The sequence below is a fragment of the Kineococcus haloalkalitolerans genome, assembly GCF_050871905.1.
Lineage (GTDB): Bacteria > Actinomycetota > Actinomycetes > Actinomycetales > Kineococcaceae > Kineococcus.
The window spans coordinates 166,355-184,313 of record NZ_JBJLSH010000001.1; the positions used below are offsets into that span (position 1 = coordinate 166,355).

At 75.3% G+C, this 17,959-nt stretch carries 15 protein-coding genes; 5 read left to right on the forward strand and 10 right to left on the reverse strand.

The features are described from left to right. The first annotated feature begins 50 nt into the window (after nucleotides 1-50). Together ACRYMY_RS00790 and ACRYMY_RS00795 are read left to right on the forward strand one after the other, a co-directional pair. The gene (locus ACRYMY_RS00790) at nucleotides 51-2,357 is read left to right on the forward strand and encodes a putative bifunctional diguanylate cyclase/phosphodiesterase (protein ID WP_432545351.1); all 2,307 of its coding nucleotides are present in this window, start codon (nucleotides 51-53) and stop codon (nucleotides 2,355-2,357) included. Between the two features lie 107 nt (nucleotides 2,358-2,464). Next, the gene (locus ACRYMY_RS00795; protein ID WP_432545352.1) at nucleotides 2,465-2,806 is read left to right on the forward strand and encodes a DUF3817 domain-containing protein; all 342 of its coding nucleotides are present in this window, start codon (nucleotides 2,465-2,467) and stop codon (nucleotides 2,804-2,806) included. A 332-nt stretch (nucleotides 2,807-3,138) separates the two neighbouring features. On the opposite strand, the gene ACRYMY_RS00800 is transcribed toward ACRYMY_RS00795, so the two are convergent. Continuing rightward, a complete protein-coding gene (locus tag ACRYMY_RS00800) occupies nucleotides 3,139-3,741 on the reverse strand; it encodes an NYN domain-containing protein (protein ID WP_369068280.1) in 603 nt (200 codons plus the stop codon). 68 nt (nucleotides 3,742-3,809) lie between these two features. Between ACRYMY_RS00800 and ACRYMY_RS00805 the strand changes: the two genes are divergently transcribed. Continuing rightward, complete coding sequence (locus tag ACRYMY_RS00805; protein WP_432545353.1) at nucleotides 3,810-4,490, forward strand: MOSC domain-containing protein; 681 nt, start codon at nucleotides 3,810-3,812, stop codon at nucleotides 4,488-4,490. 102 nt (nucleotides 4,491-4,592) lie between these two features. Here the strand turns inward: ACRYMY_RS00805 and ACRYMY_RS00810 are convergent, their stop codons facing one another. From ACRYMY_RS00810 to ACRYMY_RS00845, 8 genes are all read right to left on the reverse strand, one after another. After that, a complete protein-coding gene (locus ACRYMY_RS00810; protein ID WP_432545354.1) occupies nucleotides 4,593-5,603 on the reverse strand; it encodes an aldo/keto reductase family protein in 1,011 nt (336 codons plus the stop codon). A gap of 72 nt (nucleotides 5,604-5,675) precedes the next feature. Next, complete coding sequence (locus ACRYMY_RS00815; RefSeq protein ID WP_432545355.1) at nucleotides 5,676-6,233, reverse strand: hypothetical protein; 558 nt, start codon at nucleotides 6,231-6,233, stop codon at nucleotides 5,676-5,678. A gap of 109 nt (nucleotides 6,234-6,342) precedes the next feature. Next, nucleotides 6,343-7,449 (reverse strand): ABC transporter ATP-binding protein, encoded by a 1,107-nt coding sequence (locus tag ACRYMY_RS00820; protein ID WP_432545356.1) that lies wholly within the window; start codon nucleotides 7,447-7,449, stop codon nucleotides 6,343-6,345. A 1-nt stretch (nucleotide 7,450) separates the two neighbouring features. Then, nucleotides 7,451-8,605: an ABC transporter ATP-binding protein gene (locus ACRYMY_RS00825; protein ID WP_432545357.1), complete on the reverse strand. Its 1,155-nt coding sequence runs from the start codon at nucleotides 8,603-8,605 to the stop codon at nucleotides 7,451-7,453. Next, the gene (locus ACRYMY_RS00830) at nucleotides 8,605-9,474 is read right to left on the reverse strand and encodes a carbohydrate ABC transporter permease (protein WP_432545358.1); all 870 of its coding nucleotides are present in this window, start codon (nucleotides 9,472-9,474) and stop codon (nucleotides 8,605-8,607) included. The genes ACRYMY_RS00825 and ACRYMY_RS00830 overlap by 1 nt, the downstream gene beginning before the upstream one ends. Beyond that, nucleotides 9,474-10,418, reverse strand: coding sequence for a carbohydrate ABC transporter permease (locus ACRYMY_RS00835; RefSeq protein ID WP_432545359.1), 945 nt, complete (start codon nucleotides 10,416-10,418; stop codon nucleotides 9,474-9,476). Before ACRYMY_RS00835 ends, ACRYMY_RS00830 begins: the two co-directional genes overlap by 1 nt. Before the next feature lie 25 nt (nucleotides 10,419-10,443). Beyond that, on the reverse strand, nucleotides 10,444-11,853 hold the full coding sequence (locus ACRYMY_RS00840; RefSeq protein WP_432545360.1) for an ABC transporter substrate-binding protein: 1,410 nt from the start codon (nucleotides 11,851-11,853) through the stop codon (nucleotides 10,444-10,446). Nucleotides 11,854-12,009: 156 nt separating this feature from the next. After that, nucleotides 12,010-13,092 carry an alcohol dehydrogenase catalytic domain-containing protein gene (locus ACRYMY_RS00845; RefSeq protein WP_432545361.1) on the reverse strand — a complete coding sequence of 361 codons (1,083 nt, stop codon included), beginning with the start codon at nucleotides 13,090-13,092 and terminating at the stop codon, nucleotides 12,010-12,012. Nucleotides 13,093-13,453: 361 nt separating this feature from the next. On the opposite strand from ACRYMY_RS00845, the gene ACRYMY_RS00850 reads away from it, so the two are divergent. Together ACRYMY_RS00850 and ACRYMY_RS00855 are read left to right on the forward strand one after the other, a co-directional pair. Continuing rightward, nucleotides 13,454-14,362 carry a sugar-binding transcriptional regulator gene (locus tag ACRYMY_RS00850; protein ID WP_432545399.1) on the forward strand — a complete coding sequence of 303 codons (909 nt, stop codon included), beginning with the start codon at nucleotides 13,454-13,456 and terminating at the stop codon, nucleotides 14,360-14,362. A 41-nt stretch (nucleotides 14,363-14,403) separates the two neighbouring features. After that, nucleotides 14,404-15,168 (forward strand): SDR family NAD(P)-dependent oxidoreductase, encoded by a 765-nt coding sequence (locus ACRYMY_RS00855; protein WP_432545362.1) that lies wholly within the window; start codon nucleotides 14,404-14,406, stop codon nucleotides 15,166-15,168. A 39-nt stretch (nucleotides 15,169-15,207) separates the two neighbouring features. Here the strand turns inward: ACRYMY_RS00855 and ACRYMY_RS00860 are convergent, their stop codons facing one another. Then, on the reverse strand, nucleotides 15,208-17,874 hold the full coding sequence (locus ACRYMY_RS00860) for a family 78 glycoside hydrolase catalytic domain (protein WP_432545363.1): 2,667 nt from the start codon (nucleotides 17,872-17,874) through the stop codon (nucleotides 15,208-15,210). Nucleotides 17,875-17,959 lie beyond the last annotated feature (85 nt).

Below are 17,959 nucleotides of genomic sequence, written 5' to 3' on the forward strand. Positions count from 1 at the left end.
CGCGGACCGGGAGCACCGGGGGACGGAGCCGGACCGGCGTGAGGAGCGGGATGCGCGAGACCACGCCCGGCGGCCCGGCCCCCCTGGCGCGCGCCCTGGCGCGCCTGGGCGTGGGCGCGGGCGCGCTCGCGGCGCTGGCGCTGCTGGCCGCGCTCGCCGTCGTCGCGGCGCTCGCACCGGGCACCCCGGTCACGGCCGCGGCCGGCGCCGTCGTCGTGCACGCCGGCGCCCTGCTGGTGCTGCTGCACGGCGTGCGCCGGCACCGCCCGCAGGTGCGGCGCGCGTGGGCCGCGCCGGCGGCGCTGCTGGTGACGACGGCCGCGGCCGAGGTGGCCGTGGCCGCCACCGGCGGCGACCCCGGGGCGCTGCGGCTGGGCCTGGCCGCCGTGCAGCTCGTCGCGCTGACCGCCGTGCCGTTCACCGTGCGCACCCTGCGCGGCGCCGGCCCGGGCACCGGCCAGCCCGCCTGGCCGGACGTGCTGCTGACCACCGCCGGGACCGCGCTGCTGGCGGTGCAGCTGCTGGCCGTGGTGCGCGCCGTCGGGGTCGACGACCCGGCGGTGCTCACCGGGGTGGTCGCCGACGTCGTGCTGGCCGTCGTGGTGCTGCGGCTGCTGACGACCCGCACCGGCACCGCCCCGGCCACCGTCCTCGTCGTCCTGGCGCTGGGGCTGTCGCTGGTGACGAGCACCCTGCTGACCGCGCTGGCCGACGTGGTCGCCGACCACGGCCCGCTGCTGCGGCTGCCGGGCGCGCTGGCCGCGCTGCTGCTGGCGGCGGCCGCCCAGCACCCCTCGATGCGGCGGTTCGCGACGCCCGGGGGCGGCGGGCAGCTGCGCGGCGGCGCCCAGCGCCTGCTGACGGTCGTGCCGGTCTTCTGCGCCGTGCCGACGCTGTGGCTGCTGGGCCGGCTGGGCGTGCTGCCCGACGTGGCCGTGGCCGTGGTCGCCCCCGCCGGGTACGTGCTGGCCTGCACGGGCGTGCTGCTGGCGGCGCTGTCGCTGCGCCGCTCCGAGCGGGCCGCCGACCACGACCCGCTGACCGACCTGGTGAACCGGCGCGGTCTGCCGCGGGCCGTGGCCGGCCTGCGCGCGCGGCTGCCCGGGGCGGCGCTGGACGTGTGCCTGGTGGACCTGGACGACTTCAAGCAGCTCAACGACACCCGCGGGCACGCGGTCGGCGACGCGCTGCTGCTGGACGTGGCCGGCCGGCTGCGCCGGGCGGTCGGCCCGCACGGCGTGGTGTGCCGCACGGGCGGGGACGAGTTCATCGCCGTGGTGAGCACCGGACCCCTCGGGGAGGGGCCGGGCGACCTGCTGCTGGAGGCGCTGGAGGCGCCGTTCGACGCCACCGGCGTGCCGTGGCGGGTCACCGCGAGCGTGGGCACCGCCCCGCTGCCGGAGGGCGTGGAGCTGGAGCAGGCCCTGGTCGACGCGGACGTGGCGATGTACGCGGCCAAGCAGGCCGGCAAGGGCCGCGCGCTGGCCTACCGCCCGCAGCTGCGCGAGAAGGTCCTGGGCGCGCTGGCCCTGCAGCAGGAGCTGCGCCGCCTGCTGCTGGAGGGGGCGCCCGCGGCGGAGGTCGGCGAGCTGGTCGTCGTCCACCAGCCCGTCGTGGTGCTGGACCCGGTGCGGGTGGTGGCCACGGAAGCGCTGGTGCGCTGGCGGCACCCACGCGCCGGCCTGCTGCGCCCGGACGAGTTCCTGCCGCAGGCCGAGGCCGCCGGGCTGGGCGCGCGCCTGGACGAGCACGTCACCGAGCGGGCCCTGGGTCACCTGGCCGGCTGGGACGCGCAGGGCCTGCCGCCGCTGCACCTGCACGTCAACCTCGGGGTGGGCAGCCTGCTGCGCCGCGGGACCGTGCGGTGGGTCTCGGCGCTGGCGGCCCGGCACGGCATCGACCCCGCCCGCCTGCACCTGGAGATCACCGAGCACGAGGAGCTGCCGGACGACCCGTGGATCGCCGAGTCGCTGCGCGAGGTCGTCGCGGCCGGCTTCCACCTGGACCTGGACGACTTCGGCATCGGCTACACGTCGCTGTCGTACCTGCGCCGCTTCCCCGTCTCCACCGTGAAGCTGGACCGGTCGCTGACGTCGCTGGTGTCGGCGGGCGGCGACGTGCCGCTGCTGACGGGCATCACCGCGCTGTGCCGGGCGCTGGACCTGCAGGTGCTCGCCGAGGGCGTGGAGCACGAGGGGCAGCTGGCGCCGCTGCGGGCGCTGGGGGTGCGGCTGGCGCAGGGCAACCACCTGGGCGCGCCGATGCCCGCCGAGGACGTGCCCGGGTGGGTGCGCCGCACCGGAGGGGCGGGCTGCCCGCCGGGCCGGGCCGCGGAGGGCGACCTGCTGCTCGGGTGAGCGGCTCGGGTGAGCGGCTCGGGTGAGCGATCCCACAGCCCCCGCGTCGCGAGCGTCTCCTACAGGGCGTCAGACTCGGAGGACCGCTCCCCGACGAAGGAGGTCCCGTGACCACCGCCGTAGCCCGCTGGTTCCGCGTCATCGCCGTCGTGGAGGCGCTGTCCTGGTCGGCCCTGCTGGTCGCGATGTTCCTCAAGCACGTCGTCGAGGCCCCGCACGAGGGCGGCGTCCCCGTGGTCGGCGCGGTCCACGGCGGCGCGTTCGTCGTCTACTGCGTCTCCGCGGTCGTCGCGGCCCTCGTGCTGCGCTGGCGCTGGTGGGTGGCGCTGCTGGCCCTGGGCGCCGCCGTCCCGCCCCTGTTCACCATCTGGTTCGAGCGCTGGGCCACCCGCACCGGCCGCCTCGACGCCGCCCGCACCTCCCGCGAGGAGCCCGTCGCCGTCCGCTGAGCGGGCGGGCAGGAGCAGCAGCACCACCACCGCCTCCCCCGGGCCGGGGTTGCGCAACGTCACCGGGCCGAGGTCGCCCAGCGGCACGAACGCGCCCCGCTCCAGGCGCACCGACGCGCCGGCCGGGCCGCCCTCCTCGCCGGCGACGAGGGCGAGCACGCCCACGAGGTCGACGCGGCCGGCGGTGACGAGCGCGAGGCAGCCGCGCCACCGCGGCTGGGCGGCGGCGCACCCGCCCGGGGCCAGGACGAGGCGCTCGAAGGCGGGACCCACACCGGTGGTGACCCCACCGGCGACCGCGACTCAGCGGTGGGCCGGCGCCGGCCGGGCCCTCAGAGGTAGCGGACGGGGTCGAAGTCGCCGAGCGGGATGATCCGCACGCGCGGCAGGACGACGTTGAAGGCCCGCACGTCGTCCTCGAGGTCGAAGACCTTCAGGCCCCGCTCCACCAGCGGCGTGTACTGGGAGCTGACGAACTCGCGGAACGCGAACAGGCCGACGAGCCGGTCGCCGGTGAGCAGGGCGTCGACCTGCGGCACGAAGTCGGCGTCGTGGGTGGCGAGCAGGACGTCGCCGTCGCGGGGGACGATCGCCTCCAGCGTGCGCTGGATGCCGATGTCGACGACCTTCTCCCCGCCGGTGCCGGCCAGCGGGATCGGCTGGTAGCCGATGGCCAGCAGGGCCTGCACGAACGACATCGGCAGGTGACCGCTGGTGGCGTTGAGGAAGAACAGTCCCTTGGCGGGCTGCTGGAACGTGGTGCGGGCGAAGTCGAGCAGGCGCTCCCAGCGCGGGCGCTGCTCGGGCGCGGGACGGCCGTCGAGGATGGACGCGCCCAGGGTCGCGTCGATGTTCTCCCCGTCGATGAGGACGTACGTCGTCCCCTGACCGCCGCTGCCGGGGTCGCCGTACGCGGTGCTCGCTGCGCTCGCCACCCGGCGAGGCTAGCGCCCGCCCGGAAGTCGCTGGAGGCCGCCGCGCCCGCCCGGCTAGCGTGCCCGGCGTGAGCACGGTCCGGAGCGTGAACCTGGGGGCGTCGCGCCCCAACCCCGCCAAGAGCGGCGGCGCGGCGGGGACGGTGACCACCGGCATCGCCAAGCGGCCCGTGGACCACCCGGTGCCGGTGCGCGCCCCCGGCCCGAAGGGCACCGGCGGCAGCGGCCTGGTCGGCGACCACGTCGGCGACCGCCGCCACCACGGCGGCGACGACCAGGCCGTCTACGCGTACGCCCGCGAGGACCTGGACGCCTGGGAGGGCGAGCTGGGCCGCGCGCTGGCCGACGGCTGCTTCGGGGAGAACCTGACGACGGCGGGCGTCGACGTGACGGGCGCGGTGCTCGGCGAGCGCTGGCACGTCGGCGACGGCGGCCCGGTGCTGGAGGTCAGCTGCCCGCGCGTCCCCTGCCGCACGTTCTCCCTGCACCTGGGCGAGGAGCGCTGGGTGCCGCGCTTCACGGCCGCGCGGGTGCCCGGCGCCTACCTGCGGGTGCTGGAGCCGGGGACGGTGCGCGCCGGTGCGCGGGTGGAGGTGCGGGACGTTCCCGCGCACGGGGTGACGGTCGGCACGGCGTTCGCCGCGATCACCACGTCCCCCGACCTGCTGCCGCTGCTGCTGGACGTGCCGACGTGGCCGCTGGACGAGCGCGCCGACGTCGAGCGGCGCGTCGGGGCGTCCTGGCGCTGACCCGGCGCTGACCCGGCGCTGACCTGGCGCTGACCTGGCGCTGACCTGGCGCTGAGGGCCGCCGGGCGGCGCGCAGCGGGTGCGCGCCGCCCGGGGACCGGCTCAGACCTCCCGCTGCTTCGGGGAGCTCTCCAGCGTCCTGGCCGGGTCGCGCTCGACGACGTCGCCGAGGACCTCGTCGATCCGGGCCATCGCGTCGGCGGGGATCCGCACCCCGGCGGCACCGGCGTTGTCGGCGACCTGCTCCGGGCGCGAAGCACCGATGATCGCGGTCGCGACGTTCTCGTTCTGCAGCACCCACGCCACGGCCAGCTGGGCCATCGACAGCCCGAGGTCACCGGCGACGGGCTGCAGCAGCTGCACGCGCTCCAGGACGTCGTCGCGCATCCACCGCGCGATCATGTCCGCGCCGCCCTTGGTGTCCGTGGCGCGCGAACCCTCCGGCGCCTGGGCGCCGGGGCGGTACTTGCCGGTCAGGACGCCCTGGGCGATGGGCGACCACACCACCTGCGAGACGCCGAGCTCGCGGGAGGTCGGCACGACCTCGCCCTCGATGACGCGCCACAGCATCGAGTACTGCGGCTGGTTCGAGATCAGCTGGAAACCCAGCTGCTGGGCGAGCGCGTGCCCGTCGCGCAGCTGCTCGGCGGTCCACTCGCTGACGCCGACGTACAGCACCTTGCCCTGGCGGACGAGGTCCGCGAACGCCTGCATCGTCTCCTCGAGCGGCGTCGCGTAGTCGTACCGGTGGGCCTGGTAGAGGTCGATGTGGTCGGTGCCCAGCCGGCGCAGCGAGCCCTCGCACGCCTCCAGCACGTGCTTGCGGGACAGGCCGGTGTCGTTGGGGCCCTTGGGCCCGATCGGGCCGAAGACCTTGGTGAGGATCTCCAGCGACTCCCGCCGCTGGCCCTTCAGCGCCTCGCCCAGGACGGTCTCGGCGGCGGTGTTGGCGTACACGTCGGCGGTGTCGAAGGTGGAGATGCCCGCGTCCAGCGCGGCGTGCACGCAGGCCTTGGCGGCGTCGTTCTCCACCTGGGACCCGTGGGTCAGCCAGTTGCCGTAGGTGATCTCGGAGATCTTCAGGCCGGAGCGGCCGAGGTGTCGGTGTTCCACACCGGGCGATGCTCCTCCCCGGGCGGCGTTCCCGCGCGGCGGCGACCGCGCGGCCTCGACCTGGCGGACCCGTCAGCGGCGCACGCCCACCGAGCGCAGGTGCAGGTCGGCCAGCGCCCGCACGGCGTCCGGGTCCCCGCGCCGCCAGGCCGCGGACGGCTCGGGGTGCGCGCCCAGGAGCTGCTCGGCGGGCAGGACGGCCAGGGCGCGCAGGGCGAGCAGCTCGTCGCCGCCCGGGGCCCGGGCCAGCCGCAGCGCCCGGCCGGCGCGGCGGCGCCAGCGCAGCCGGGCGCCCAGGTGCAGCGCGGTGAGGGCCAGCGCGGGCACGAGAGCGGTGAGCAGGCCCAGGGTCAGCGCGAGCCGGGCAGCGGCCTCGGCCTGCTCGGCGCCGGCCGCGCCCAGGGAGGCGGCGGCGTCCGCCGCACCCGTCAGCGGGGCGGCGACCTCGTCGCCGACCAGAGGAGCGCCGGCCACCCGCTCGCCCGCGTCGCGCAGCCGTCCGGCGAGGTCGTCGGCGCCGGCGGCGAACCCGCGGGCCGGGTCGGCCAGCGCCGACACCGCCCGGTGCACGGCGCGCCCGCAGGCGACGGCCAGCGCCACCAGCACCAGCCACGCGGCGTCCGCCGCCACCTGCCGCGACCTACGCGCCGGCACGCGCGACCACCAGCCGACCCCCCGATCCACGCGTCCACCCAAGCACGCCGCGGCCGGGGCGGCCGGACGTGCCGGGCACGGCCGCTCAGCGCAGGCGCGCGCCGCCGTCCGGGTCGAACAGGTGCACGCGCTCGGGCGCGGCGGCCAGGCGCACGACGTCCCCGCGCCGCCAGCGCACCCCGGCGGGGGTCTGCACGACGAGCGTGGCGTCCAGGCCCTCCACGCGCACGGTGCCCAGGCCGAACTCCAGGAGGTCCTCGAAGACGACGACCTCCGCGGGCACGGCGGGCTCGTCCCCGCGGGCCTCGCGCGCGTCCTGCGGCCGCAGCCCGACGGTGACGGCGGTCCCGGCCGCGGGCGACGTGGCGGCGGTGGCCAGGCGCCCCTCGCGCCCGAGGCGCACCAGGCCGGGCGACTCCACGACGCCCTCCACCACGTTGATCTTCGGCTCGCCCACGAAGTCGGCGACGAACAGGTTCGCCGGGTCGTCGAAGATCTCGTCGGCGGTGCCGAACTGCTGGATGACGCCGGCGTCCATCACGGCCAGCCGGTCGGCCAGGCTGAGCGCCTCCAGCTGGTCGTGGGTGATGACGATGGTGGTGCACCCGGCTTCGCGCTGCAGCACCTTCAGCTCGCGGCGCACCCGCTGGCGCTGGGCGGCGTCCAGGTGCGACAGGGGCTCGTCCAGCAGCAGGACGGGCGGGTTGCGGACCAGTGCCCGGCCCAGGGCGACGCGCTGCTTCTGCCCGCTGGACAGGTTCGCCGGCCGCACCGGCAGCAGGTCGGTCATCTCCAGGCGCTCGGCGATGGCCTCCACGCGGGCGTCGGCGTCCTTCGCGCCGCGCGCCTTCAGGCCGTAGGCGAGGTTCTCCCGCACCGTCAGCGGCGGGTAGAGGGCGTAGCTCTCGAACCCCACCCCGATGTCCCGCTTGCCGGGCGGCAGGTCGGCGACCGAGCGGTCGCCGACGCGGATGTCGCCGGAGGTCACGGTCTCCAGGCCGGCGATCATCCGCAGGGTGGTGGTCTTGCCGCAGCCGGACGGGCCGAGCAGGGCCACCAGCTCCCCGGGGCGGATGTCGAGGTCGATGCCCTTGACGGCGTGGAAGGACTCCCGGCCGCGGGCGGTGTAGTTCTTGTGCAGGTCCTCCAGGACCAGGCTCTTGGCGCCGGTCCGCTCGGTGGTGGCGGTCATCTCAGGCTCCGGTCCGGGCGTCGGGGGTGGCGGCGGCGCGCGGGCGGGCGGACCCCAGGCGCGGGGTGTCCGCGTCGGCCGGCTCGCCGTGCGCGCGGGGGGCGAACACGTGGACGTCGCCCAGCGGCAGGTGGAGGTCGACGACGTCGCCCTCGCGGGCGCGCACGTCGGAGTCGGTGACGGCGATGAGCTCGGTGCCGGCCACGTCCACGGCGATCTCGGTGACGCGGCCCAGCCGCTCGGCCAGCGTGACGCGCCCGCGCACCGCGAGGTCGTCCGCGCCGGCCGGGGCGCCGGCCCTCAGGTCGCGCGGGCGGACACCCAGCCGGGCCCGCCCGCCGGGCAGGTCCAGGTGGGCGGGGGCGGGCAGGCTGACCGCGCCACCGGCCGCGACGAGCCGGCCGTCGGCCACCTCGGCGTCCAGCAGGTTGACCTCCGGCTGGCCCAGCGCCCGGGCGACGAAGGTGTCCACGGGCTGGTGCCACACCTCCTGGGGGGTGCCGACCTGCACGACGCGGCCGGCGCGCAGCACCGCGACGCGGTCACCGAGGGCCAGGGCCTCCTGGTAGTCGTGGGTGACGTACAGGGAGGTGGTGTTCGACACCTCGCCCAGCTGCTTCAGCTCCGCGCGCATCGCGGCGCGCAGCTTGGCGTCCAGGTGCGACAGCGGCTCGTCCAGCAGGTACACGTCGGCCGGGCGCACGAGGACGCGGCCCAGGGCGACGCGCTGGCGCTGGCCGTTGGACAGCTCGCGCGGGAAGCGCTTCAGCAGGTGGGCGATGCCCAGCGTGGTGGTGACGGCCTCGATGCGCTGCCGCTGCTCCTCGGCGCTGTAGGTGCCGGTGCGTCCCGAGCGCAGCGGGGAGGCGAGGTTGTCGAACACCGTCTTCTGCGGGTAGAGGGCGTAGCTCTCGAACGCCATGGCGACGTTGCGGTGGTACGGCTCGACGCCGGCCATCGGGGTGCCGCCGATGAGCACGTCGCCCGCGGCGGTGTCGACGAGGCCGGCGACGCTCTTGAGCATCGTCGTCTTGCCGGCGCCGGAGGGGCCGAGGACGACGAAGAACTCCCCCTCCCCCACCGACAGCGACACCGAGTCCAGGGCGGTGACGTCGCCGTACCGCGTGGTCACGTCCTTCAGCTCCACCGTGGCCATCAGGCCTTCACCGCCCCGAACGACAGGCCCCGGACCAGGTAGCGCTGGATGGTCAGGGCGAGGACGAGCGGCGGCAGCGCGCCCAGCAGCGCGGCAGCGGCCGTCAGGTTGTAGTAGGCCTGCCCGCCGCCGCCGAGGTAGCGGGTGACGGCGACCGTCATGGTCGTGGCGTTCGCGTCGGACAGGATGAGCGGGAAGATGTAGTTGTTCCAGGCGAAGATGAACGACAGCAGCGCGGCGGCCGCGATGCCGGGCCGCACCAGCGGCAGCGCCACGGTGAGGAAGGCCCGCACGCGGGTGTAGCCGTCGACGAGGGCGGCCTGCTCCAGGTCGGCGGGCAGGTCCTGGAAGTACGAGCGCAGGATCCACACCACCAGCGGCATGGTGACCAGCTGCAGCACCCACACCATGCCCAGCTTGGTGTCGAACAGGCCGACCTGGGTGTAGATGACGAACAGCGGCACGATGACCATGAGCTCCGGGGCGAACCGGAACGACAGCAGCGTGAACATGAGGTCCTCGGACCCGCGGAACTTCCACCGCCCCGCCGCGTAGGCGGCCGGGATGCCGATGAGGAGCGAGACCAGCACCGCGCCGGCGCAGTTGACCACGCTCGTCCCGAGCGCGGCGAGGAAGTCGACGCCCGTCAGGTCCTCCCCGCGCTGGGTGAGGACGGTGGCGAAGTTCTCCAGCGTCGGGGTGAACGCGAAGTACGTGGTGGTCTGCTCCGCGGTCGTCTTCAGCGACAGCAGGAACATCCACACGATGGGGAACAGCGCGAACACGAACCACAGCAGCAGCAGCAGGTCGGCGGTGACGCTGCCGACGGTGAAGCGCCGCTGCCCCGGCATGAGCTCCCTGGCGGCCATCAGCCCTCCGCTCCCGCAGCGCGGCGCTGCGCCTTCCCGAGCACGCTCACGAGGTAGCGCGCGGTGATGAACACGATGACCCACAGCAGGAACATGTAGACGCTGCCGCGGGAGTAGTTGAGGTTGGTGATCGAGCTCTGGAACGCGGCGACCTGCAGCGTCGTGGTCGCCACGCCGGGACCGCCGGCGGTGAGGACGTTGATGACGTCGAACACCTTCAGGCAGTCCATGAAGCGGAAGATGACGGCGACCAGGACGTACGGCCACATCATCGGCAGCATGAGGCGGCGGAACATGTACCACCAGCTCGCGCCGTCGACGTCGGAGGCCTCGAACGGCTCCTTGGGCAGCGAGCGGATGCCGGCCAGCACGAGGATCGCCACGAACGGCGTGAAGATCCAGGCGTCCACGAGCACGGACGACCACAGGGCGCGGTCGGCGCTGAGCCAGTCGAAGGTGGAGCCCAGCCCCAGGACGTGGTTGAGGATCCCGAACTGGGGGTTGAACATGACGCCCCAGATGGTGCCGGCGATGACGGGGGCGATCATCAGCGGCAGGATGAGGACCTTCTCGAAGATCCGCCCGACGAGGCTGGAGCGGTTGAGCAGCAGCGCGATCGCCACGCCGAGGACGGTCTCCAGGGCCGTCGCCGCCACCGCGAACAGCAGGGTGGTGCGCACGCTGCGCCAGAACAGCGAGTCGCCCAGGACGGCGGCGAAGTTGTCGAACCCGACGAAGGAGGGGTTCGGGTTGGTGGCCGCGTAGTTGAGGACGGTGTAGACGACCCCGATGACGAAGGGGTACAGGATGCCGACGATCAGGGCGACGGCCGGCACGGACAGCAGGTAGGGCCGCAGCCGGCGCCGGGACGCCGGGACGACCGGCAGGTCCCGGCGCGGCGGCGTGCCGCGCGAGGTGTCCCGGGACGCGCTCGTGGTGCTCATCGCTCTCCTCCCCGCTCCTGCGGGCTCACGTGTTCACGCTCGCGGTGCTGGCCGAGGCCAGGTCGGACAGGCGCTGCCGGGCGTCCTCGCCGGCGTAGATGTCCTGCAGGGCCACCGCCCAGTTCTCGGTGGTCTCGAAGAACTTCGTCTGCGGGGTGAACTGGATCTTCGTCTCGTCGATGACGCGCTCGAAGGTCTCCAGGTACCCGGGGAAGCCGCCCAGCGTCTGCTTGAACGCTCCGTCGAAGACGGACTGGCGCGGCGGGTCGGCGAACGAGCCCTGCTGCACGGCCTTGGACATGGCGTCCTTGCCGGTGGCCCACTGGATGAACAGCCAGGCGGCCTGCTTCTTGCGCGAGGCCGCGTTCATGGCCAGCGCCCACGTCCACAGGTTCGTGCCGTAGCTGCCGTCCGGGCCGGCCGGGCCCGGGTACCAGCCCAGGTTGCCGGCCTCGCGGCTGGCCCCGGGCTGGTTCTTCGGGTACGTGGCCGAGTCGGCGTCGTAGCACATCATGGCGTAGCCGTCGCCGAGGTCGCCGGTGGCGTCGGGGTACTCGTAGGTGGTCCACGAGGTGGGCCCGGCCCGGCGGGCCAGCTCGACCCACTTGGTGGTGAAGTCGACGGCCACGTCGGAGTCCATCGTGGCGACCAGCTCGGTGCCCTGCAGCTCGTAGTCGCGCGCGCCCTCGCGGGTGAACTGGCTCATGAAGCCGGGGTGGATGGTGGCCCACGACTTGGAGCCGCGGAAGGCGACGCCGTAGCGGTTCTCCGAGCGGTCGGTGAGGTCGACGGCGAGCTGGACGAAGTCGTCGAACGTGTCCGGCAGCGCGATGCCGCGCCGGTCGAAGTACGCCTTGTTGTAGCAGACGACGTTCGTCTCGAAGCCCCACGGGATCGCCAGCTGCGCACCGGTGCCCAGCGGGGAGCCCTTCTGGAAGTCCCAGCGGGTGGAGGTGCGCAGCCCTTCGAAGAAGTCCTCGAAGTCGTACTCGGGGTTGGTGGCGGACTCGTTCTCGATCCAGGGGCCGAGGTCCTCCATCCAGCCCGGCGGGCCGTACTGCCACAGGAAGTAGGCGCCCACCATGAACACGTCGTGCGCGCCGGTCTGCCCGGCCAGCTCGGTGTTCAGCTTCGTGTAGTAGCCGGACTCGGCGACGATGTCGGCCCGGACCTCGATGCCGGTCAGCTCGGAGAACTCGCGCAGCAGCGGCTGGAAGCTCTGCTGGTAGGGGTGCGGGGTCTGCAGGATCGTGAGGGTCTCGCCCTCGGCGGCGCGCCAGTCGAAGGGACCGGTGACCTCCGCGGCGCCGTTGCCCGGCGGGGCGGCGCTGCCGATCCCGCAGGAGGTGAGCGCCGTCCCGGTGGCGAGGGCTGCCCCGCCCGCACCGAGGGTGCGCAGCAGGTCCCGCCGGGAGGGCCGCTGGGTGCTGGTCATGTCTCGCTCCGTCGCGGTGGGTGGGGGCCGTGCGGGCGCCTGGGGCGCGGCAGCGCGCGAGGGGGCGCCGCACGGCGCGAGGGGTCGCACCGGGGACCCGCGGGCGGGTCCCCGGTGGTGGACGGCGCGGTGCGCCGGAGGGGCGACGCGGGTGCGTCAGGGGATGAGGGAGACCTTCACGGAGTTCGCCGAGTCCGCCACCAGGTCCAAGCCCTCCTGGAACCGCTCCAGCGGCAGCTGGTGCGAGCAGATCTCGTCCATCGGCAGACGCCCGGACTCGATGAGCTTCAGCGCCGCCGGCCAGGTGTTCTGCCCCAGGTGGGCGCCCAGGACGTTGAGCTCCTTGTCGTCGCTGATGATCGACCAGTCCACGCTCACGGGGTCCTTGAACACGCTGTACTCGACGAAGGTGCCCAGCTTGCGCAGCAGGTTCAGGCCCTGCGGCACCGCCGAGGGGTGCCCGGTGCCCTCGATGTAGACGTCGGCGCCGTAGCCGTCGGTGAGGTCCTTGACCACCTGCACGACGTCGACCTCGGTGATGTTCAGCGTGACGTCGGCGCCGCACTTCTCGGCCAGCGCCAGCTTCTGCGGCAGCGCGTCGAGGGCGATGATGCGCTGGGGGAACTTGGCGGCCGCACCGGCGATCATGCCCAGGCCGATGGGGCCGCAGCCGGCGACGACGACGGTGTCGTCGAAGCGGATGTCCGCGCGCTCCACCGCGTGCATCGCGCACGACAGCGGCTCGGCGTAGGCGACGTGCGCGGGCGGCAGGTCACCCGGTGCCTTGTGGACCAGGGCCTCGGCCGGCAGCACGAGGTACTCGGCCATCGCGCCGGGGGTGCGGCGCTTGAAGCCGAACATGTCGTGCGGCTGGCACATGTGGTAGTCGCCGCGGCCGCAGTACCGGCAGTTCCAGCACGGCACGATCTGCTCGGCCACGACGCGGTCGCCGGCGGCGACGCCCCAGCGGCGCGAGGCCTCCTCGTCGATCTCGACGATCCGGCCCGTGAACTCGTGGCCGGGGACGACCCCGGTCTCGGTCCAGGCGGGACGGTTCTCGTCGCCCCAGAACTTCGCGGCGCCGTGGTAGCACTTCAGGTCCGAGGCGCAGATGCCCACGGCCTCCACCTTCAGCAGCGCCTGGCCGGGACCGGCGGTGGGCACGGGCAGGCGCTCGAGGCGGTAGTCGCGCGGGCCGTGGACGACGACGGCCCTCATGGTGTCCGGCAGGTCGCTCATCTGCGCTGCTCCTTCGCAGTCGGCGTCGGGGGTGGGTGTCGGGGATCACCGGTGCGGTGGGCGTCCTGGTCCGGCCGGGTCGGCGCGGGCCGCGGACGTGGTCCGGCCCTCGTGCGGCGTGGCCCCTCCGTCGGGTCCGCCGCGCTGCGGCCTTCCGCACGCTACGGCCGGTGCGGCACACTTGTCCAGCACATCTGTGCAGGGATCCGGACACCGGAGTCGGACGAGCACGGACGGCGGCCGCCGCGACGAGGCGCCCGCCGCGCACGAGGAGGAGGCCGACGTGGCGACGACCCCCACCGGCGACCCGGCGCGCCCCGGGCCCGCCGGACCCACCGGGGCCCGGTTCCCGGCGGCCCTCATGCACACCGCGGCGACGCTCTACTACCTGCAGGACGCCACCCAGGCGGAGATCGCCGCGCGCCTGGGCACCAGCCGGGCCACCGTCAGCCGGCTGCTGCGCGAGGCCCGCGAGCGCGGCATCGTGCGCATCGAGGTCGTCCCCCCCGACGAGCACGACCCCACCGGCCTGGCCGCCCGCCTGGAGGACGCCCTGGGGCTGGAGCGGGTCGTCCTGTCCGCCGCGGCCGCGGCCGGGCACGTCGCCGACGCCGTCTCCCCCGCGCTGGCGGAGGTCCTGGCCGGTGTCGGCCTCGGCCGCGACGACGTGCTCCTGGTCAGCTCCGGCCGCACCGTCTACGAGGTCGCCCAGCGCGACCTGCCCCCGATGCCCGGCGTCCTCGTGGTGCCCATGGTCGGCGGGCAGGACGAGCCGGAGGCCTGGTACGCCACCAACGAGATCACCCGGCAGGTGGCGGCCGCCGTCGGCGGCGTCCCCCGCTTCCTGTTCGCCCCCGCCGTCCCGGGCGCCGAGCTGCGCGCCGGCCTGCTGGCCGACCCCTCGATCCAGCGGGTGTTCGACCTGTGGGCGCGGGCGCGCTGCGCCGTCATGGGCGTGGGCGCACCGCCCGCGCGGCGCGCGTCGATCCCCGGGTTCGTGCCCGTCGGGGAGGAGGGGGTGCGCCGCGCCGTCGGCGACGTCGTCAGCCGCTTCTACGACGCCGAGGGGCACGAGGTCGCCTGGGAGGGCGTGGACCGCCTCATGGCCGTCCCCTTCGACGTCCTGCACGCCGTGCCCGTCCGCATCGCCGTCGCCCACGGCTCGGTGAAGGTGCCGAGCATCGTCGCCGGCGCGCGCGGGCGGCACTTCACCCAGCTGGTCACCGACCCCGCCACCGCCGCCGAGCTCGCCGCCGAGCTCGGCGCCTGACCCCCGACGCCCCAGACCCCGCACCGTCCCGGAGGACCCCCGTGAGCACCCCGTTCGACCTCACCGGCAAGCGCGCCCTCGTCACCGGCGCCTCGCAGGGCATCGGCACCGACGTGGTGCGCGCCCTGGCCGCCGCCGGCGCCGACCTCGTCCTGTCCGCCCGCTCGGCGGCCGCGCTGGAACCGCTGGCGCAGGCCGTGACCCGCGAGCACGGCGTGCGCACCGCCGTCGTCACCGCCGACCTGGCGCGGGCCGCGGACGTGGAGCGCCTGGCGGAGGAGTCCCTGGCGGCGTTCGGCGGCCTGGACGTCCTCGTCAGCAACGCCGGGATCTCCTTCCCGCAGATGGCCGTCGACGTCGACGCGGACACCTGGGACCTGACGATGGCGGTGAACGTGCGCGCGCCCGCGCTGCTGGGCTCGCGGATCGGGCGGGCGATGGCGGCGGCCGGGGGCGGCAGCGTCGTCAACGTCTCCTCGCTGGCGGGCTCGCTCGCGCTGGCCGAGCACTACGCCTACTCCACGAGCAAGGCCGCGCTGAACATGGCGACGAAGGTCCTGGCGCTGGAACTGGGACCGTCGGGCGTGCGGGCGAACACCGTCAGCCCGACCGTCGTCATGACGGAGATGGGGCAGCGGGTCTGGGGCGAGGAGGTCAAGGCCGCGCCCATGCTCGCGCGGATCCCGCTGGGGCACTTCGCCGAACCGGCCGACGTCAGCAACGCCGTGGTGTTCCTCGCCTCCGACGCCTCCGCGATGGTCAACGGGCAGGACCTGAAGGTCGACGGCGGGTTCTCGGTGGCGTGAGCGGGTGGGCCCCCGGTGCGGGGGCCCACCCGCCGGTCCTCACGCCGCCGGCACCTCCACGTGGTGCGACCCGGCGCCCACGCGGGTGCGCTCGGCGCCCGGCAGGTCCAGCACCGCGCTCACCCCGAGCGGGACGTGGACGTCCACGGCGAGGACGCCGTCGCGCACCCGCCAGGACACCGCGGCGGTGCCGTGCGGGGTCTCGTGCCGCACCGACGCCGAGGTGATGCCGGCGCCGGGGCGGGGACGCACCAGCAGTTCCCGGTACCCGGGCGCGGCGGGCGCCAGGCCGCCGACGGTGCGGTGCACCCAGTCGGCCACCGACCCGAGCGCGTAGTGGTTGAACGACAGCATCTCGCCCGGGTTCGGCGTGCCGTCGGGCAGCAGGCCGTCCCAGCGCTCCCACGTCGTCGTCGCCCCCATGAGCACCTGGTACAGCCAGGAGGGGCAGCCGGTCTCGGTGAGCATCCCGAGCGCGGCGTCGTCGTGCCCGGTCAGCGACAGCGCGTCGGTGACGAGGTTGACGCCGGCGAAACCCGTGGCGATGCGGTGGCCCGCCTCGGCGACCAGTTCCGCCAGCCGGTCGCCCGCGGCGCGGCGCGACGCCTCGTCGGGCAGCAGGTCGAACACGACCGCCAGCGCGTACGCCGTCTGCGCGTCGCTCGTCAGCCGCCCGCCGGGCAGCACGTACGCCTTGACGAACGCGCTGCGCACCTCGCGCGCCAGCGCGTCGTAGGACGTCGCGTCGTCGTCGTGCCCGAGGACACCCGCGATCTGCGACAGGACCTGCGCCGAGCGCGCGAAGTACGCCGTCGCCACCAGGTAGCGGTCGGTGCGCGCGTCCGCCGGGTCCTGCGGCGGGGCCGCCGGGTCCAGCCAGTCGCCGAGCTGGAACCCGCTGTCCCACAGCCGGCCCGGACCGGCGAGGCGGGCCACCAGGTCCACCCACCGCTTCGCGCTGTCGTACTGGCGGCGCAGCACCCCGGTGTCGCCGTAGCGCTCGTACAGGACCCACGGCGTCAGGACCGCGACGTCGCCCCACACCGCGCCCGGCCGCGCCGGCGTCCACACGTCGCCGCCCGGCACGTCCGGGACGTACCAGGGCACGGTGCCGTCCTCGAACTGCTCCGCGGCCACGTCCGCCAGCCACGAGGACAGGAAACCCCCGACGTCGTGCAGGGACGCCGCCGTCGGCGCGAACACCTGGATGTCGCCGGTCCAGCCCAGCCGCTCGTCGCGCTGCGGGCAGTCCGTCGGCACGTCCAGGAAGTTCGAGCGCGTGCTCCACACGACGTTCTCGTGCAGCCGGTCCACCCGCGCGTCCGAGCACGTGAACCACCCCGTGCGCCTCATGTCCGAGTGCAGGACGCGGGCCACGACGTCGCCGTCGCCGAGCGCGCCCGGCCAGCCGGTGACCTCGACGTAGCGGAACCCGTGGACGGTGAAGCGGGGTTCCCACACCTCCTCGCCGCGCCCGGCCAGCACGTACTCGTCGGTCGCGGCGGCCGTGCGCAGCGCCCGGGTGAACAGCTCCCCGTCCTGCAGCACCTCCGCGTGGCGCAGCCGCACCCGCTGCCCCGCCGCCCCGCGCACGCGGATGCGCACCCGGCCGGCGAAGTTCTGCCCGAAGTCCAGGACGGTGCGCCCGCTCGGGCTGGTCAGCACCGCCACCGGCCGCAGCTCCTGCGTGCAGCGCACCGGCGGGCCGTCCGCGGCCACCAGGGTGGCCCGGTCGCGCTCGTACGGGCGCACCCCCGTCCAGGCCGCGTCGTCGAACCCCGGCGCGCTCCAGCCGGGGAGCTCCTCGCGCGCATCGTACGTCTCGCCGTCGTACAGGTTCGCCGCCAGCACCGGGCTGTCCGCGGCCCGCCACGCGCGGCCGTCCTCCCCCGTCCCCGGGTGGGTGCCCACGACGAGGCGGCGGCCGTCGGCCAGGTCGACCTCCAGCTGCGCCAGCAGCGCGGTGCGCTCGCCGTACAGGTTGCGGTTCGCCCCGCGGATGCCGAACTTGCCGCGGTACCAGCCGTCGGCCAGCCACGCGCCGAGCGCGTTCTCCCCCCTCCGCACGAGGGCGGTGACGTCGTGGGTGCGGTACCGCAGGCGGTGGTGGTAGCTGGTCCAGCCCGGGGCCAGCTCCTCGTCGCCGACGCGGACGCCGTTCAGCTCGGCCTCCAGCAACCCGTGGGCGGTCACGTGCAGGCGCGCGCGGACCACGTCCCCGTCGACGGCGAAACCCCGCCGCAGCAGCACGGGCCGGTGGTCCTGCGCGGGGTCGGCCCCGGTGTCCGGGCCGACGGGCACGGCCGTCCAGTCGTCCGGCTCCAGCAGCCCGGTCTCCACGGCCAGCGGCAGGCTCCACGCCGTGGGGCGCTCGTCGTCGGCGCTCCACAGGCGCACCTGCACCAGGACCCGCGCGCGCGAGGTCAGCGGCGCGGCGGGCCAGTCGACGAGCACGCCGTCCCCGGAGGGGGTGCGCCCGCTCTCCCACGCGGTCCCGGCGGGGCCGGAGGGCGGGTCGGGCACGACGCGCACCTCGTGGGCGCTCTGCCGCCAGCCGGCGGGCGCCGGGCCGGCGGGGCGGGCGACCCACGACAGCCGGGGCGTCGCGGTGCCCAGGCCCACGGGCGGGTCGAGCTGCTCGGCGCGCAGGTCGGTGACGACCACGTCGGTGCGGGCGTCGGTGCGGGCGGGCGCGGGGGTCGTCACGGGGTCGTCTCCTCGTCGAGCGCGTGCCACCGGACGGTGGCTCTGAAACCCTTCAACGACGACGCTAGGGGTGGCCCGGGGACGT

What these genes read in the sequence shown, in the direction of transcription:
- ACRYMY_RS00790 (WP_432545351.1), top strand. Translation starts at nt 51, where the DNA reads ATGCGCGAGACCACGCCCGGCGGCCCGGCCCCCCTGGCGCGCGCCCTG.
- ACRYMY_RS00820 (WP_432545356.1), bottom strand. Translation starts at nt 7,449, where the DNA reads ATGACCGCCACCACCGAGCGGACCGGCGCCAAGAGCCTGGTCCTGGAG.
- ACRYMY_RS00825 (WP_432545357.1), bottom strand. Translation starts at nt 8,605, where the DNA reads ATGGCCACGGTGGAGCTGAAGGACGTGACCACGCGGTACGGCGACGTC.
- ACRYMY_RS00830 (WP_432545358.1), bottom strand. Translation starts at nt 9,474, where the DNA reads ATGGCCGCCAGGGAGCTCATGCCGGGGCAGCGGCGCTTCACCGTCGGC.
- ACRYMY_RS00835 (WP_432545359.1), bottom strand. Translation starts at nt 10,418, where the DNA reads ATGAGCACCACGAGCGCGTCCCGGGACACCTCGCGCGGCACGCCGCCG.
- ACRYMY_RS00840 (WP_432545360.1), bottom strand. Translation starts at nt 11,853, where the DNA reads ATGACCAGCACCCAGCGGCCCTCCCGGCGGGACCTGCTGCGCACCCTC.
- ACRYMY_RS00845 (WP_432545361.1), bottom strand. Translation starts at nt 13,092, where the DNA reads ATGAGCGACCTGCCGGACACCATGAGGGCCGTCGTCGTCCACGGCCCG.
- ACRYMY_RS00850 (WP_432545399.1), top strand. Translation starts at nt 13,454, where the DNA reads ATGCACACCGCGGCGACGCTCTACTACCTGCAGGACGCCACCCAGGCG.